Genomic DNA, 16,283 nt, shown 5'->3' with positions numbered 1-16,283 from the left:
TTGCCTCGCCCACCGGGCGAGGCATTCTATTAACGGCTCTGCTTTCTCAGCAAATAGATAAAATATGGCGCACCGATAAAGGTCGACAGCAGCCCCGCCGGGATCTGGAATGGAAACAGCACCATCCGCCCACACCAGTCAGCGAACACCAGCAGTAAACCACCCACCAGCGCCGAAATTACGATGTGTGGCATCGTCCGTCGAAAGCCCATCATCCGCGCAATATGCGGTGCCATTAAACCAACAAAACTCAACGGTCCAATAGTCATCGTCGCGGTCGCCGTCAGGCAAGCCGCTAACAGCAGCAGCGCAATTCGCGTCGGCGTCAGCGCCATCCCTACCGCCCGCGCGGTATCACCACCCAGCGGTAAAATGGTCAGCCAGCGGCGGCACAGCGGAGTAATCGCCAGCAAAATCACCATCACAATTCCGGTGCGCCAGACCTGAGCATCGGTCGCGTTGTAGGTCGAACCGGAAATCCAGGTCAGCACTTGCGCCATTCGCGGGTCACCACTTGCCTGCAACATCATCAAAAGCATGGTGAACGCGGTACTTAACGCCATCCCCGCCAGTAACATGCGGTGTGGGGAAAATCCACCGCGTCCGGCGGCGATCATAATGATCAACAGCGTCACCGCCGCCCCGAGACTGCCTGCGGGTAACAACCAGCCAAAGGCATTACCCGGTACCAGAAACAGCATTAACACCACACCAAACGCCGCGCCGGAGCTAATCCCCAGCACTTCCGGGCTTGCCATCGGGTTGCCGGTCAGTCGCTGAATAATACAGCCCGCTACCGCCAGCATGACGCCCGCAAACAGCGCCGCCATAATTCGCGGCCAGCGCCAGGGCATTAAATCCTCGAGCAACGCCCCGCTCGCCCACGTCCAGCCGTGCGCATCACGACCAAACGACAGCGCCACCACCACAGCCATCAACAACAGCACGCCGCCCGCGAGGGCAAACGCCAGCACATGTTGGCGTTCAGTCGCGACACGATCGTTAACCTTCATATCCGGCGCGCTAATGCTGCGTAAACGCGGCAGCAGCCACAGTAGCAGCGGCGCACCGATCAACGCAGTGACCGAACCGGTGGACACTTCCATCCACACGCGAGTCAGCCAGAGGATGATTTGATCGGAAAGCCAGAGGATCAGCGCACCAATCAACGACGCCAGCATCAGTCGTGGCAGCAGACGCCGCGCCCCCAGCATTTTTGCCAGCAGCGGCGCGAACAACCCGATAAAGCCGATAATCCCCACAGCGTTCACCAGCAGCGCACTGATGACAATCGCCAGCGACAGCGCCGCCAGACGCGCAAGCGACAAGGCCAGCCCGAGATTGCGCGCCACGCCATCATCAAGCCCCATCAGGGTTAACGGACGAAGTAGCAGCAACGTCAGCATCACACCGCCCAGCAACTGCGGCCATAAACGCTCAACACCGCCCCAGTCGGTTTGCGTCAGCGTTCCAGTGCTCCACAGAAACATGCTTTGCAACTGGTCATGATGGAAGATAACCAGTAACTGATTGATTGCGCCGCAATAAAGGCTCACTACCAACCCCGCGAAAATCAGCGTTACCGGCGACAGCCGTTTCCCCCACGCGACGCCAAAGACAATTAAGCCAACAACGCAAGCCCCTGCCAGCGCAGCAAACTGGCTCGCCATCGCGCTAGGGATCGCCCAGAGCGTGGTGACGGTAATCCCCAGTTGCGCGCCTGTTGCAACGCCCAACGTCGTCGGTTCCGCCAGCGGGTTACGCAGTACTTGCTGAAACAGCACGCCCACCAGCCCCAGGCCCGCGCCCACCAGCAGCGAAATCGCCAGACGCGGCAACAAGCTGTAGTGAAAAATCATCTGCTCGATGACGTCAATATCCGGCGACCAGGCGGCCTGCGCCCACTGACTGCGCGGCAGCGCCTGTGAGAAGTTCATCCAGGTGAGCGCCGTAGCGACAATCACTAACAGCGCCAGCAATAACGCCGGGAAAAGCGCAATTCGTTTACTCACGCTTTACCTCCGATGGCGTTATCCAGAACACGCACAAAGTGCATTGCCGAAAGCGTTGCACCATAAAACCAGACTGCGGGTACGCGCTGAAAGCGCCCTGTACGGACAAACGGCATGGCCTGCCACAGCGGGGTTGCCATTAGCGCATCCATGTCTTTGCTGTTGTCGTGATCAAAACAGAGCACATCAACGTCTTTATACGCTGCCAGACGATCGATACTGACGGCGGTACTGCCCCAGAAGTTGGTTTCCCCTTGCCAGGCATTTGGGATGCCGTACTCATCGAGAATTTCCTGGAACAAGCTGTTTGGACCGAAGACCAGCATATGGCGCGGATCGATAAGCGTCGTCAGCAGTAACGGGCGTGCACCACGCTTCACAAAGCGGGGTTTCATGCTGCGGATAAAGTCTTCGTATTGCGCTAAATGCGTTTCCGCTGCGCTTTGCAGGTTAAGTAAATCTGCCATTTCCGTCAGCGATTTACGCGCCATCGCCAACGGATGTTTGCCGTCACTGAAGTTAAATCCGCGACCCGGCGCAATACGTGCCAGCATTTCTGATGAAGGGCCATATCCTGCCGACCAGACCATAAACGACGGTTTCATTTCGGTCAGCAGTTCAAGGTTAGGTTCTGTACGCAAACCGACGTCAATCACTGAGTCCGGCAATGGTGGTTCGCTGACCCACAGGCGATAGTTGATGGTATCCGCCACGCCGTAAGGCACGATGCCGAGCGCCAGCAGTAATTCCACCGGCAACCACTCCAGCGCCACAATACGATTGGGGTCAATAGCCGCCGCGTGGGCGGTATTCATCTGCCATAACAACGGAGAAAGCGCCATCGCCGTTAACAGTCGACGGCGCGAAATAAGAGGTAAGCCGCTCATCAATAAACAAAACTCACAGGTGCAGCACCCGCCGGATGCGGCAAAATACCCATCGGGATGCCATAAATCATTTCGAGGGTTTCGCCGCGCATAATTTCCGCAGGCGTTCCCTGAGCAATCATTTCACCACTGCGCAGGGCGACCAGATAATCACAGTAGCGTGCCGCCATATTGATATCGTGCAACACGGCAATGACCGTCAGGCCACGTTCCTGACTTAAACGGTGCACCAGCGCCAGCACATCAACCTGGTGGGCGATATCCAGCGCTGAAGTCGGTTCGTCGAGCAACAGACAACGGCTATCCTGCGCCACCAGCATGGCGATCCACGCCCGCTGACGTTCGCCGCCAGAGAGACTATCGACCAGCCGATGCGCCAGCGGTTTTAAGCCAACCAGCGAGATAGCTTCCTCGACCTTTTCGCGATCTGCCGCACCAAAGCGCCCCAGCGCGCCATGCCACGGGTAACGACCAATCGCCACCAGTTCACGCACGGTCATCCCTTCTGCCGGAGGAAGCTGCTGCGGCAAATAAGCCACTTTGCGGGCAAACGCTTTGCTGCTCCAGCTTTCCAGCGGCTGGGCATCAAGAAGAATCTCCCCTTCTGACGGAGGCTGATGACGACCAAGCATTTTGAGCAGAGTGGATTTACCAGAACCGTTGTGACCAATCAGACCGGTCACTTTCCCGGCAGGAAAGGTTAACGACAGCGGATGCAAAAGCGTGCGCCCGGGCACACGAAAGGAGATATTACGCAGTGCAAAAGTGGTATCGGAATGATTCGTGTATTCCTGCATAACAGCCAACTTGTGAAATGGGCACGGAAATCCGTGCCCCAAAAGAGAAATTAGAAACGAAAGGTTGCGGTTGCAACGACCTGACGTTCTGCGCCCCAGAAGCAGCCATAAGTGTTAAAGCAGCTGGCGACGTATTCACGATCGAACAGGTTGTTAACATGCAGCGCCACGTTGGAGCCCGCCATGCCGACTCGCGCCAGATCATAACGCACTAACGCATCCACGACCGTATAACTTCCCACTTTAAAGGAGTTAGCCGGATCACCATAGCTGGAGCCAGTATAACGACCACCGGTGCCCAGCGTCAGACCTGAAAGCGGACCGTCAAAGAAGGTATAGTCAGCCCACAGCGAAGCCATGTGTTTTGGCACCTGTGCAGGCGTATTGCCTTTATAGGTAGTATCGGTGGTGTATTCCGCATCGGTGTAAGTATAAGAACCGACTACGTTAACACTCGCCGACAGCGCCGCTTTCGCTTCGATTTCTACGCCACGTGCGCGGATCTCGCCACCTTCAACCGAGAAGAAGGAACCCTCAGGGTCCGCCATCAGGTTGTTGGTTTTAGTGAGATTATACACGGCACCAGTAACTACAATCGGACGATCTTCCGGTACATATTTCACGCCGACTTCATACTGCTTACCTTTAGACGGTGCGAAAATATTACCATCCTTCCCAACTTGCGAAGAAGGTTCAAACGATTCGCTATAGCTGAAGTAAGGTGTTACACCATTATCAAACAGGTAGTTAACACCACCACGCCAGGTAAACTGTTTGTCATCACGTTTATCGGTCGTCCCAGCAACGCGGTTAAGAGATTCTTGATCTGCCCAGTCATAACGACCGCCTAGGGTGACCAGCACTTTATCCCACTGCGCCTGATCCTGAACATAAACGCCCGTTTGTTTCTGTTTATTCAGAATGCGGTAAGGGCCGGAGTTTGCCGGATCTTTGGCATTGAAGTCGAAATCGGGATTCACCGGATTGTACAGATTGAACAGTGGCACAGAGTCGTCGTAACCAAACCAGGCGTTGATGTCATTACGCATACGCATAAAGTCGACACCGGTCAGCAGGGTGTGGTCGATATCGCCAGTGGCAAACTTGCTCTGCAACTGGGTATCAACGGAGAAGTTTTGCAGCTTCTCATCATCAACGACGTATTTACGTGCCAGATAATGGCCTTTATCCGCTGGCGCTAATGCCGCACACTGTTTGCTGTAAGCATTCGCCGGATCGGAGCAGACGCCGTAACCATAAACGCTGTTTTGCGAGGTTTTGTTTTCAGCAAAGCGCAGGTTCTGACGCACAGTAAAGGTGTCGTTAAATTCGTGATCGAAGCTGTAGCCGACCATCTTCTCATTACGAGAATAGGTGTTGTTCTTCGCCCCTTCATTAAAGTCTGTCGGCAGACGCTTACCGTTCGGCAGCGGCTCAACGGTTCCCTCTTTCGGCAACCAGCCGTAATAACCGGTTTCCGGCTCGTTCTGGAAGTAAGAAAGGAAGGTGAAATTGGTTTTATCATCCGGACGCCAGGTGAACGCCGGTGCAATAGCATAACGCTGCTCTTCTGACCCTTTCTGCTGGGCATTGGCAGAACGCGCAAGACCGGTCAGGCGATAAGAGTAAACACCGTCATCATCCAACGCATCGCTAAAGTCAAAACCAGTCTGGAACAGGCTGTCAGTACCGGCTTTAAACTGAACTTCTTTCAGCGGTTCGGTGGTCGGACGCTTGCTGACCATATTCAACAGACCGCCAGGACTGCTTTTACCGTAAAGCACGGAAACCGGGCCACGCATAATTTCAGCGCGTTCCAGCATATACGGGTCAATGACCGCATCGTTATAGAAGTTGCCCTGCAACTTCAGGCCATTCAGATAGTTATTTTGGCTTTGGCCTTCTGCCGCAAAACCGCGAATGATCAGGTGGTCATAGGTGTTGGATGCGCCACGCGTACCAACAGAGACACCCGGCGTGTAGCTAAGCGCTTCTTTTACCGACTTCGGCTGATGCAGCGCCATCTCTTCGGCGGTCACAACAGAAATAGACTGTGGCACTTTTTGAATCGGCGTATCGGTTTTAGTGCCGGTAGCTGACTGCCGCGCCGCAATAGTTGCAGCAGGCCCCCATGCGCTTTCTTGCGGCGCAGGTGCAGCGGTAACGGTGATAGTGTCTTCTTTCGGTTCAACCGCTGCCTGTGCATAAACAGACATGCCGCTAACCGCTGTGGCTACTACAACTGCGATTTTACGCAGTGAGTGTTTTGGCTGAGCAGTTTTGGAACGCGCCATTGGTATATCTCTGATGTAAAGTGAATAATAACGTAAACGAGAATGATTATTATAAAGATAAGATAATATTCGAAACGCTGGCGGGTTCGCAAGCGGTACGCAATCTGAGCGTTCCTGAAGGGTTAATAAACAACCAGATGAAAAGAAAGGGTTAATATCTTAGATGGGATGTTATTTTACCGGATGGCAACTCGCCATCCGGTATTTCACGCTTAGATGTTAATTACTACCAAACATATCCTTGATCCAACCGGCTACACCGTCGCTGTCTTTCTGCTCTTGCTGAGCAGGTTGCTGTTGCGGCTGTTGCTGCGGCTGAGAAGACTGATCAAACGGATTGCCTGACGGCTGCTGCTGCATCTCGCTCTGCTGGCACAGCGATTGCGGATCGCTGGTCCAGACCGGCAAGACACGCATGCCACCGCTGCAAACAAAGTTGCCGTCGTAGTCCACGCCCATATCTGCAATATCTTCTGGCGGAACAAGATTCAGCGGCGTTGGCGTCTGGTTAGCCAGATAACGCTGATAAATCGACATTGCCCCGCTGGCTCCATACAGTTTGGTCGGCTGGTTGTTATCACGGCCTACCCAGGTGATGGTCACCGTGCTGCCGTCAATGCCTGCAAACCAGGTATCTACGTTATTGTTGGTAGTCCCTGTTTTCCCTGCCAGATGCAGGTTCGGGTATTTCGCCCCAAGCTGACGACCCGTACCACGTTGTACCACCTGCTGCATGGTCCATAGTGTCAGATACGCCGCCTGCGCCGGAACAGCGCGTTCTGCCTGCGGGAAGCTCTGATACAGCACCTTACCATCTTCCGCGATTACCGAACGCAGTGCAGAAAGCGGTGCACGGTTACCACCGCTGGCGATGGTCTGGAATGCCTGCGCCACTTCGATTGGCGTTAAGTTCAACGCCCCCAGCAGCATTGCCGGAACCGGATGCAACTGATCTTTCGGTACGCCCAGTTTGATCCAGGTCTCCGTAACCGCAGGCAGCCCCAGCGCCATCCCCAGATTTACCGTCGGCACGTTCATCGAACGTGTCAACGCATCCACCAGCATCACTCTGCCGCTTTCGCTATAACGACGGTCATCGTTCTGCGGTGACCAGACCTGGCCATTCGGCTGACGCAGCGCGATTGGCGCATCGGCAATCCACGTGTTCAGGCGATAGATTTTCGGCTGGCTTAAAGCCGTCAGATAAGTCGCTGGTTTTGCAAGGGAACCAATCGAACGACGCGCCTGCATCGCACGGTTGTAGCCCGCAAACTGCGGCTCAGAACCTCCGACCATCGCACGAACTTCACCACTAAAGCGGTCGACGACCACAATCGCAGTTTCAAGATCGCTCAACTTACGCTGTTTCTTCAGTGCCGGAATGCCTTCCACGGCGGCTTTTTCTGCCGCGTCCTGGGCCACCGAGTCAAAGGTAGTGAAGATCTTCACGCCGGAGAGATCTTTTACCTTATCGCCCAGTTTTGCCTGCAACTCCTGACGCACCAGCTGCATAAAGGCTGGCTGAGGAGAGATCACCCCACCACGCGGCTGAACCCCCAGCGGACGGGCACTCAACATGTCATAGAGTTCTTGATCAATAATCTGTTGCTGTTGCAGCAGACGCAGCACCAGATTACGTCGCTCCAGCGCCAGTTTCGGGTTACGCCACGGGTTGTAGATGGACGCCCCTTTCACCATACCGACTAACAGCGCCTGCTGGTCGAGGCTTAGCTCTTCTACCGGGCGACCAAAGTAATACAAGCTTGCCAGCGGGAAGCCGCGGATTTCGTTGTCGCCGCTCTGACCGAGATACACCTCGTTCATATACAGCTCAAGAATACGGTCTTTGCTGTAACGCGCGTCCATGATCAGCGCCATGTAAGCTTCGTTCGCTTTACGCCAGTAAGAACGCTCGCTGGAGAGGAACAGGTTTTTCACCAGCTGTTGCGTCAGCGTACTCGCACCCTGCACCGTGCGACCTGCGGTCAGGTTTGCCAGCACCGCACGCCCAATGGAGTAGAGACTGATTCCATCATGCTCGTAAAAATGACGGTCTTCTGTCGCCAGCAAAGTATCCACCAGCAAATCAGGGAAACCACTGCGCGGCACAAACAAACGCTGCTCACCGTTTGGCGAGGAGATCATGGTGATCAGACGCGGATCAAGACGGAAGAAACCGAACTGACGGTTGTTCTCCATATTGACGATGGTCGCCAGATGATCACCATCAAAGGTCAGACGCGCACGCACCTGCCCTTCTTTACTGTCCGGGAAATCAAACGGACGGCGGATCATCTCAATGCTGTTGGCCTGCACGGTAAATTCGCCAGGACGGGTCATTTTCGACACCTGACGATACTGTGTTGCCTCCAGCAGCTTCACCATTTCGTTCTTGCTGATGGTCATATCTGGTTCAAGGTTGACCATTCGGCCATAAACTGCCGCGGGCAGTTGCCAGACCTTGCCATCAATACGGCTACGAATTTTTTGATCGAGATAAACGCCGTAAATGGCGATCAGCACGGCAAAAACGATAGCCAGTTTTAGCAGTAGCCATAGCCAGCCGCGTTTGCCACGAGGCTTACGCCCTTTGCCTTTGCCCTTACCTTTGCGCGGCATCGGTTCTTCATCCTCATAGTCATCATAATCGTCGTAATCATCGTCATCTTCGTAACGACGACGGCTTACCTTTTGTTTGACCGGACGCGTCGGTTTCCCTTTGCGTCCAATTGGCTCGCGGTCATTCCCGGCCATGCTTTTTCTCCGCAATATTCAGGCGCAAAAGCCCGATTTTCTGTTCTTCTGTTACAAGACAGAAGAAGATATCTCTCAAAATTTGCGCTCGATCGGTCCCCTCTCCCTTGAGGGAGAGGGTTAGGGTGAGGGTGAACGTGCGCGCTGATGCCCTCACCCCGGCCCTCTCCCACAGGGAGAGGGAGAAAACCAACCTTACGAATACTTTTTCGTCCGTCGCGTCGGTGCCGTGTTTGCCGGGTCGTCCGGCCAGACGTGTTTGGGATAACGCCCTTTCATCTCCTTTTGCACCTCACGATACGCCCCTTTCCAGAAGGCCCCCAAATCACGCGTGATTTGCAGCGGCCTTTGGGCAGGGGAAAGCAACTTCAGCACCAGCGGCACGCGCCCCTGGGCGATCGTCGGATTAGTGGCCTCACCAAACATCTCCTGCATTCTCACCGCCAGCGCGGGCGGGTTATCTTCATGATAACGAATGGCGATCCGGCTTCCCGTCGGCACAGTGTAATGCGCAGGCAATTCACTATCCAGACGTTGCTGCATTCCCCAATCAAGTAATCCGCGTAGTGCCTGATAAATGTCGAGTGATTTCAGGCCGCGTAGTGAATGTACGCCGGTCATATGTGGCAGCAGCCACGTTTCCAGCGTCGCCAACAAACTTTCATCATCAACCGCTGGCCAGTCATATTCCGGCAACCACTTTGCGGCGCATAACAAACGCAAGCGTAGCTGTTCCGCTTCCGCCGTCCAGTTGAGCACGCTTAAACCTTTATCACGGATGCCATTAAGCATCGCCTGATGCAACTCGTCTTCTGACGGTTTCGCCAGCGGCTGCACTTTCACCGTCAACTGACCGATTTGTAGCCGACGCCAGGCTTTCAGCGTACCTTGCGCGTCATCCCATTCCACGGTGTCAGATTGCTGCACCAGCTGCGGACAGCGTTGTACTAATTCATCAATATCGACCGGTAGCGCCAGTAAAATCCGCGCATCCGGCGAGGCGCTGCCCTGCAATAATAACGGTGCGATCAACCATTCGTGGCGGCTTAGCGCGTCGTCGGCATCGAGCATCGCTCCCATGCTGTTTGCCAGTTGATAGCGTCCATCTTGCCCACGGCGATGAGCAATGCGATCGGCAAACGCCCCGGCAAGTAGCGGCGCGATAAGCGAACTGTCTGCCTCACCGCCGCGTACGTTTAAGCGTTTTAACAGTTGCTGACTACGTTGCTGCCAGGCTGGTTGATTGCGCGAAAACGCCACGCCCAGGTCACTATTGCCCATCCGTGGCGGCTCTTCGAGAATGGCGGCAATTTTTGCCGCGGTAGCAGCTTCGTCATCGCTCTTTGCGTTAACCAGCATTGCCGCTAAACGCGGATCGTTACCCAGCGCTGCCATTTTTTGCCCTTGCGCACTAAGCCGTTCACCCTCCAGCGCCCCCAGCATTTGTAACAGGCGTTTCGCGGCCAGTAGATTCACCGTTGGCGGTTGATCCAGCCAGCTCATCTGCGCCGGATCGCTGCATCCCCATTGCAGTAATTCCATCAGCAAACCGGAAAGATCGCTTTGTAAGATCTCCGGCTCACTTTGCGCCGCGGCGCGTTCTGCTTGTTCTTTGGCGATTAAATGCAGGCTGATACCCGGCTCCAGACGCCCGGCGCGCCCGGCACGCTGCGTCATGGATGCCTGACTAACGCGTTGAGTAATCAACCGCGTAAGCCCCGTGCGCGGATCAAAGCGCGCCACACGCTCCTGGGCACAATCCACCACCAGACGAATACCTTCGATGGTTAAACTGGTTTCAGCAATATTGGTCGCCAGCACCACTTTGCGCATCCCTTGCGGTGCCGGGAGGATCGCTTTTCGCTGATCGTTCAGTGACAACACGCCATACAGCGGGCAGAGCACCACATCACTGCCGATGCGCGAAGCCAGTTGTTCCTGCACGCGCTGAATTTCTCCGACGCCAGGTAAAAATAACAGTAATGATCCACTTTCCTGACGCACCATTTCGGCGGTGGCTACCGCAACGGCTTCGTCAAAACGCTGATGCGCGGGCAGCGGTAAATAACGGCGTTCAACCGGAAACGAGCGCCCTTCTGAGATGACGACGGGCGCTTCCGGCAGCATTTGCTGCAAGCGGTCATTGTCCAGCGTAGCCGACATAATCAGCAGTTTAAGGTCATCACGCAGACCTTGTTGCACATCGAGTAACAGCGCCAACGCCAAATCCGCCTGCAAACTGCGCTCATGAAACTCATCAAGGATCACCAATCCAACACCGCTCAGTTCCGGGTCACGCTGGATCATCCGCGTCAGCACGCCTTCGGTAACCACTTCCAGGCGGGTATTCAGCCCGACGCAGTTTTGCGCACGCATCCGGTAGCCAACGGTATCGCCTGGCTTTTCGTTAAGCAGCTCCGCCAGCCGTTGCGCGACGTTACGCGCCGCCAGACGACGCGGCTCCAGCAGGATAATTTTCCCGTTAATGCCGGGATGCGCCAGCAGTTGCAGCGGCAGCCAGGTTGATTTCCCGGCCCCGGTCGGCGCACTTAATAATACCTGCGGCGCACAATCGAGAGCGGTAAGTAATTCAGGTAAGACGGCAGCAACGGGCAACGACGACACAAAACGCTCCAGAGGGTTAACATTCTTCGCGCCACATTGTAGCATCGCGGTAATTCATAACCGAGTGCCTCACATGTCTGAACCGCAACGTCTGTTCTTTGCTATCGACTTACCTGCAGAAATCCGCGAACAGATTATCCATTGGCGCGCCACACACTTCCCACCTGAGGCGGGACGTCCGGTCGCCGCCGATAATTTGCACCTGACTCTGGCATTTTTAGGCGAAGTGAGCGCAGAGAAAGAGAAGGCGCTTTCTCTTTTAGCCGGACGGATTCGTCAACCTGGTTTCACACTCACGCTTGATGACGCCGGACAATGGCTGCGTTCGCGTGTGGTGTGGTTAGGGATGCGTCAGCCTCCACGCGGCTTAATCCAGCTGGCGAATATGCTCCGTTCACAGGCTGCCCGCAGCGGTTGTTTTCAAAGCAATCGTCCGTTTCATCCACATATTACCTTATTGCGCGACGCCAGCGAGGCGGTGACATTCCCGCCGCCGGGTTTTAACTGGTCTTATGCGGTGACGGAGTTCACCCTTTACGCCTCCTCGTTTGCCCGTGGACGCACACGCTACACGCCGCTAAAACGCTGGGCGCTAACGCAATAACAAGGATTGTCGCAATGGAATTTTCTCCCCCTCTACAGCGCGCGACGCTAATTCAGCGTTACAAACGTTTTTTAGCCGATGTGATCACACCCGATGGTCGCGAATTAACGCTACACTGCCCGAATACGGGTGCGATGACCGGTTGTGCAACGCCTGGCGATACCGTCTGGTATTCGACTTCAGACAACACCAAACGGAAATACCCACACACCTGGGAATTAACTCAAAGCCAGAGCGGCGCATTTATTTGCGTCAATACGCTTTGGGCTAACAGGTTGACGAAAGAGGCTATCCTTAATGAATCAATTTCAGAACTGTCAGGCTATAGCTCGCTGAAAAGCGAAGTAAAATACGGCTCCGAACGCAGCCGTATTGACTTTATGTTGCAGGCGGATTCGCGTCCAGACTGCTATATTGAAGTGAAATCGGTTACGTTAGCGGAGAACGAACAGGGATATTTTCCCGATGCGGTCACTGAACGAGGTCAGAAACACCTTCGGGAGTTGATGAGCGTAGCGGCTGAAGGCCAGCGTGCGGTTATTTTTTTCGCCGTGCTGCATTCAGCCATTACACGGTTTTCACCCGCGCGCCACATCGATGAGAAATACGCGCAACTATTGTCAGAAGCTCAACAGAGGGGGGTAGAAATTCTGGCTTACAAAGCGGAAATTTCTGCTGAAGGCATGGCTCTTAAAAAATCACTGCCGGTTACATTGTAGTAAAGTAAGTAACTGGTTAATTTACATTCTGGTCGCGTGCGCAAATACGCTTTTCCTCACACAGTTGTCAAGTGTTACGTTTAGATAATTGCTATCCGGAAAAGCATCTGCTATTTATAGCGGCCTCATTTTTCCCCCGAACATGGGGATCGATAGTGCGTGTTAAGGAGAAGCAACATGCAAGAAGGGCAAAACCGTAAAACATCGTCCCTGAGTATTCTCGCCATCGCTGGGGTGGAACCATATCAGGAGAAGCCGGGCGAAGAGTATATGAATGAAGCCCAGCTGGCGCACTTCCGTCGTATTCTGGAAGCATGGCGTAATCAACTCAGGGATGAAGTCGATCGCACCGTTACACATATGCAGGATGAAGCAGCCAACTTCCCGGACCCGGTAGACCGTGCAGCCCAGGAAGAAGAGTTCAGCCTCGAACTGCGTAACCGCGATCGCGAGCGTAAGCTGATCAAAAAGATCGAGAAGACGCTGAAAAAAGTGGAAGACGAAGATTTCGGCTACTGCGAATCCTGCGGTGTTGAAATTGGTATTCGCCGTCTGGAAGCGCGCCCGACAGCCGATCTGTGCATCGACTGCAAAACGCTGGCTGAAATTCGCGAAAAACAGATGGCTGGCTAATTACAGCCGTTCCATCACGTTTACCACAGGCGGGAAATGCTCCCGCCTTATTTTTTGTTCAAAGAGATGACAGACACACAGTATATTGGCCGCTTCGCCCCCTCTCCTTCCGGCGAGCTTCATTTTGGCTCTCTGATCGCCGCGCTCGGCAGCTATTTGCAGGCTCGCGCCCGGCAAGGTCGCTGGCTGGTACGCATAGAAGATATCGACCCGCCTCGTGAAGTTCCCGGTGCCGCAGAAACTATCCTGCGCCAGCTGGAACATTACGGTCTGCACTGGGACGGCGATGTTCTCTGGCAATCGCAACGTCACGACGCCTATCGTGAAGCACTCGCCTGGTTACATGAACAAGGACTAAGTTATTACTGCACCTGTACGCGTGCGCGTATTCAAAGCATTGGCGGTATTTACGACGGTCATTGCCGGGTGTTGCATCATGGACCAGACAACGCCGCAGTGCGTATCCGCCAGCAGCATCCGGTCACGCAATTTACTGACCTGCTGCGAGGCATTATTCACGCCGACGAAAAACTGGCACGGGAAGATTTTATCATTCATCGCCGTGATGGGTTGTTCGCCTACAACCTGGCTGTTGTGGTTGATGATCATTTCCAGGGCGTTACAGAAATAGTGCGTGGGGCTGATCTGATTGAACCAACAGTAAGGCAAATCCCGCTGTACCAGCTTTTTGGCTGGAAAGTGCCAGATTACATTCATCTGCCGCTGGCGCTTAATCCACAAGGCGCTAAACTTTCCAAGCAGAATCATGCGCCTGCGTTGCCGAAAGGCGATCCACGCCCGGTACTAATCGCGGCACTTCAATTTCTGGGGCAGCAGGCAGAAGCACACTGGCAGGATTTCAGCGTCGAGCAAATCCTTCAGTCAGCCGTCAAAAACTGGATGCTGACCGCCGTGCCCGAGTCGGCAATTGTAAATTCAACATTCTCAAATGCGTCATGCTGAGCTATGATTAGCCGCTATTTTTTTGTCCTGAATGATGTTTGACACTACCGAGGTGTACTATTTTTACCCGAGTCGCTAATTTTTGCCGCAAGGTGCTAAGCCGCGAGGAAAGCGAGGCTGAACAGGCAGTCGCCCGTCCACAGGTGACGGTGATCCCGCGTGAGCAGCATGCTATTTCCCGCAAAGATATCAGTGAAAATGCCCTGAAGGTAATGTACAGGCTCAACAAAGCGGGATACGAAGCCTGGCTGGTTGGCGGCGGCGTGCGCGACCTGTTACTTGGCAAAAAGCCGAAAGATTTTGACGTAACCACTAACGCCACGCCTGAGCAGGTGCGCAAACTGTTCCGTAACTGCCGCCTGGTGGGTCGCCGTTTCCGTCTGGCTCATGTAATGTTTGGCCCGGAGATTATCGAAGTTGCGACCTTCCGTGGACACCACGAAGGTAACGTCAGCGACCGCACGACCTCCCAACGCGGGCAAAACGGCATGTTGCTGCGCGACAACATTTTCGGCTCCATCGAAGAAGACGCCCAGCGCCGCGATTTCACTATCAACAGCCTGTATTACAGCGTAGCGGATTTTACCGTCCGTGATTACGTTGGTGGTATGAAGGATCTGAAGGACGGCGTTATCCGTCTGATTGGTAACCCGGAAACGCGCTACCGTGAAGATCCGGTACGTATGCTGCGCGCGGTACGTTTTGCCGCCAAATTGGGTATGCGCATCAGCCCGGAAACCGCAGAACCGATCCCTCGCCTCGCTACCCTGCTGAACGATATCCCACCGGCACGCCTGTTTGAAGAATCGCTTAAACTGCTACAAGCGGGCTACGGTTACGAAACCTATAAGCTGTTGTGTGAATATCATCTGTTCCAGCCGCTGTTCCCGACCATTACCCGCTACTTCACGGAAAATGGCGACAGCCCGATGGAGCGGATCATTGAACAGGTGCTGAAGAATACCGATACGCGTATCCATAACGATATGCGCGTGAACCCGGCGTTCTTGTTTGCCGCCATGTTCTGGTACCCACTGCTGGAGACGGCACAGAAGATCGCCCAGGAAAGCGGCCTGACCTATCACGACGCTTTCGCGCTGGCGATGAACGACGTGCTGGACGAAGCCTGCCGTTCACTGGCAATCCCGAAACGTCTGACGACGTTAACCCGCGATATCTGGCAGTTGCAGTTGCGTATGTCCCGTCGTCAGGGTAAACGCGCATGGAAACTGCTGGAGCATCCTAAGTTCCGTGCGGCTTATGACCTGTTGGCCTTGCGAGCTGAAGTTGAACGTAATGCTGAACTGCAGCGTCTGGTGAAATGGTGGGGTGAGTTCCAGGTTTCCGCACCACCAGATCAAAAAGGGATGCTTAACGAGCTGGATGAAGAACCGTCACCGCGTCGTCGTACTCGTCGTCCACGCAAACGCGCACCGCGTCGTGAGGGTACCACATGACAGTGGCGTATATTGCCATAGGCAGCAATCTGGCCTCTCCGCTGGAGCAGGTCAATGCTGCCCTGAAAGCATTAGGCGATATCCCTGAAAGCCGCATTCTTGCCGTTTCTTCGTTTTACCGCACCCCACCGCTGGGGCCGCAAGATCAACCCGATTACCTCAACGCCGCCGTGGCGCTTGAAACTTCGCCCGCCCCGGAAGAGTTACTCAACCATACACAGCGCATAGAACTGCAACAGGGTCGTGTTCGTAAAGCTGAACGCTGGGGACCACGCACGCTGGATCTCGATATCATGCTGTTTGGTAATGAAGTGATAAATACCGAACGCCTGACCGTTCCGCACTACGATATGAAGAATCGTGGATTTATGCTGTGGCCGCTGTTTGAGATTGCACCGGAGCTGGCGTTTCCTGATGGGGAGACGTTGCGTGAAGTCTTACATACAAGAGCATTTGACAAATTAAGCAAATGGTAATTTATTTATATTACGAATATAAATATTTTCTGAAAATCATACATCCTCTCTTTCCTTAATAA

Annotated in this window: 12 protein-coding genes; 6 read left to right on the top strand and 6 right to left on the bottom strand. The window is 54.3% G+C overall.

All coding sequences use genetic code 11. The features are described 5' to 3' along the window. Window positions 1-29: 29 nt before the first annotated feature. The 6 genes from fhuB to hrpB form a co-directional block, all read right to left on the bottom strand. Window positions 30-2,012: an iron-hydroxamate ABC transporter permease gene (gene fhuB, locus SF0145; protein ID NP_706101.1), complete on the bottom strand. Its 1,983-nt coding sequence runs from the start codon at window positions 2,010-2,012 to the stop codon at window positions 30-32. After that, window positions 2,009-2,899, bottom strand: coding sequence for an iron-hydroxamate ABC transporter substrate-binding protein (gene fhuD / locus SF0144; RefSeq protein NP_706100.2), 891 nt, complete (start codon window positions 2,897-2,899; stop codon window positions 2,009-2,011). The genes fhuB and fhuD overlap by 4 nt, the downstream gene beginning before the upstream one ends. Further along, a complete protein-coding gene (gene fhuC, locus SF0143) occupies window positions 2,899-3,696 on the bottom strand; it encodes an iron-hydroxamate ABC transporter ATP-binding protein (RefSeq protein NP_706099.2) in 798 nt (265 codons plus the stop codon). The genes fhuD and fhuC overlap by 1 nt, the downstream gene beginning before the upstream one ends. Before the next feature lie 50 nt (window positions 3,697-3,746). Beyond that, the gene (gene fhuA, locus SF0142) at window positions 3,747-5,990 is read right to left on the bottom strand and encodes a ferrichrome outer membrane transporter (RefSeq protein NP_706098.1); all 2,244 of its coding nucleotides are present in this window, start codon (window positions 5,988-5,990) and stop codon (window positions 3,747-3,749) included. A 219-nt stretch (window positions 5,991-6,209) separates the two neighbouring features. After that, complete coding sequence (gene mrcB / locus SF0141; RefSeq protein ID NP_706097.2) at window positions 6,210-8,744, bottom strand: bifunctional glycosyl transferase/transpeptidase; 2,535 nt, start codon at window positions 8,742-8,744, stop codon at window positions 6,210-6,212. Window positions 8,745-8,939: 195 nt separating this feature from the next. Then, entirely contained in the window at window positions 8,940-11,414 is a 2,475-nt protein-coding gene (gene hrpB / locus SF0140) for an ATP-dependent RNA helicase HrpB (protein NP_706096.1), read from the bottom strand. 19 nt (window positions 11,415-11,433) lie between these two features. Here hrpB and yadP point away from each other — a divergent pair, with 19 nt between their 5' ends. From yadP to folK, 6 genes are all read left to right on the top strand, one after another. Then, on the top strand, window positions 11,434-11,973 hold the full coding sequence (gene yadP / locus SF0139) for a 2'-5' RNA ligase (protein NP_706095.1): 540 nt from the start codon (window positions 11,434-11,436) through the stop codon (window positions 11,971-11,973). Window positions 11,974-11,987: 14 nt separating this feature from the next. Further along, window positions 11,988-12,692 (top strand): DNA-binding transcriptional regulator, encoded by a 705-nt coding sequence (sfsA, locus tag SF0138; protein NP_706094.1) that lies wholly within the window; start codon window positions 11,988-11,990, stop codon window positions 12,690-12,692. Window positions 12,693-12,869: 177 nt separating this feature from the next. After that, window positions 12,870-13,325: an RNA polymerase-binding transcription factor gene (gene dksA / locus SF0137; RefSeq protein NP_706093.2), complete on the top strand. Its 456-nt coding sequence runs from the start codon at window positions 12,870-12,872 to the stop codon at window positions 13,323-13,325. Window positions 13,326-13,361: 36 nt separating this feature from the next. Then, complete coding sequence (gene yadB, locus SF0136; RefSeq protein NP_706092.3) at window positions 13,362-14,288, top strand: tRNA synthetase; 927 nt, start codon at window positions 13,362-13,364, stop codon at window positions 14,286-14,288. A 92-nt stretch (window positions 14,289-14,380) separates the two neighbouring features. After that, the gene (gene pcnB / locus SF0135; protein ID NP_706091.4) at window positions 14,381-15,745 is read left to right on the top strand and encodes a poly(A) polymerase; all 1,365 of its coding nucleotides are present in this window, start codon (window positions 14,381-14,383) and stop codon (window positions 15,743-15,745) included. Then, a complete protein-coding gene (gene folK / locus SF0134) occupies window positions 15,742-16,221 on the top strand; it encodes a 2-amino-4-hydroxy-6-hydroxymethyldihydropteridine pyrophosphokinase (protein NP_706090.1) in 480 nt (159 codons plus the stop codon). Before pcnB ends, folK begins: the two co-directional genes overlap by 4 nt. Window positions 16,222-16,283: the final 62 nt, after the last annotated feature.

The sequence above is a fragment of the Shigella flexneri 2a str. 301 genome, assembly GCF_000006925.2.
GTDB lineage: Bacteria > Pseudomonadota > Gammaproteobacteria > Enterobacterales > Enterobacteriaceae > ECMA0423.
Note: the sequence above shows the minus strand (reverse complement) of the source record. Positions and strands in the feature narration are given on the sequence as shown.

Excerpts from the sequence above, each read along its gene's own strand:
- folK (NP_706090.1), top strand. The coding sequence starts at position 15,742 with ATGACAGTGGCGTATATTGCCATAGGCAGCAATCTGGCCTCTCCGCTG.
- fhuA (NP_706098.1), bottom strand. The coding sequence starts at position 5,990 with ATGGCGCGTTCCAAAACTGCTCAGCCAAAACACTCACTGCGTAAAATC.
- hrpB (NP_706096.1), bottom strand. The coding sequence starts at position 11,414 with ATGCTACAATGTGGCGCGAAGAATGTTAACCCTCTGGAGCGTTTTGTG.
- yadB (NP_706092.3), top strand. The coding sequence starts at position 13,362 with ATGCTCCCGCCTTATTTTTTGTTCAAAGAGATGACAGACACACAGTAT.
- fhuC (NP_706099.2), bottom strand. The coding sequence starts at position 3,696 with ATGCAGGAATACACGAATCATTCCGATACCACTTTTGCACTGCGTAAT.
- mrcB (NP_706097.2), bottom strand. The coding sequence starts at position 8,744 with ATGGCCGGGAATGACCGCGAGCCAATTGGACGCAAAGGGAAACCGACG.
- sfsA (NP_706094.1), top strand. The coding sequence starts at position 11,988 with ATGGAATTTTCTCCCCCTCTACAGCGCGCGACGCTAATTCAGCGTTAC.
- fhuD (NP_706100.2), bottom strand. The coding sequence starts at position 2,899 with ATGAGCGGCTTACCTCTTATTTCGCGCCGTCGACTGTTAACGGCGATG.
- dksA (NP_706093.2), top strand. The coding sequence starts at position 12,870 with ATGCAAGAAGGGCAAAACCGTAAAACATCGTCCCTGAGTATTCTCGCC.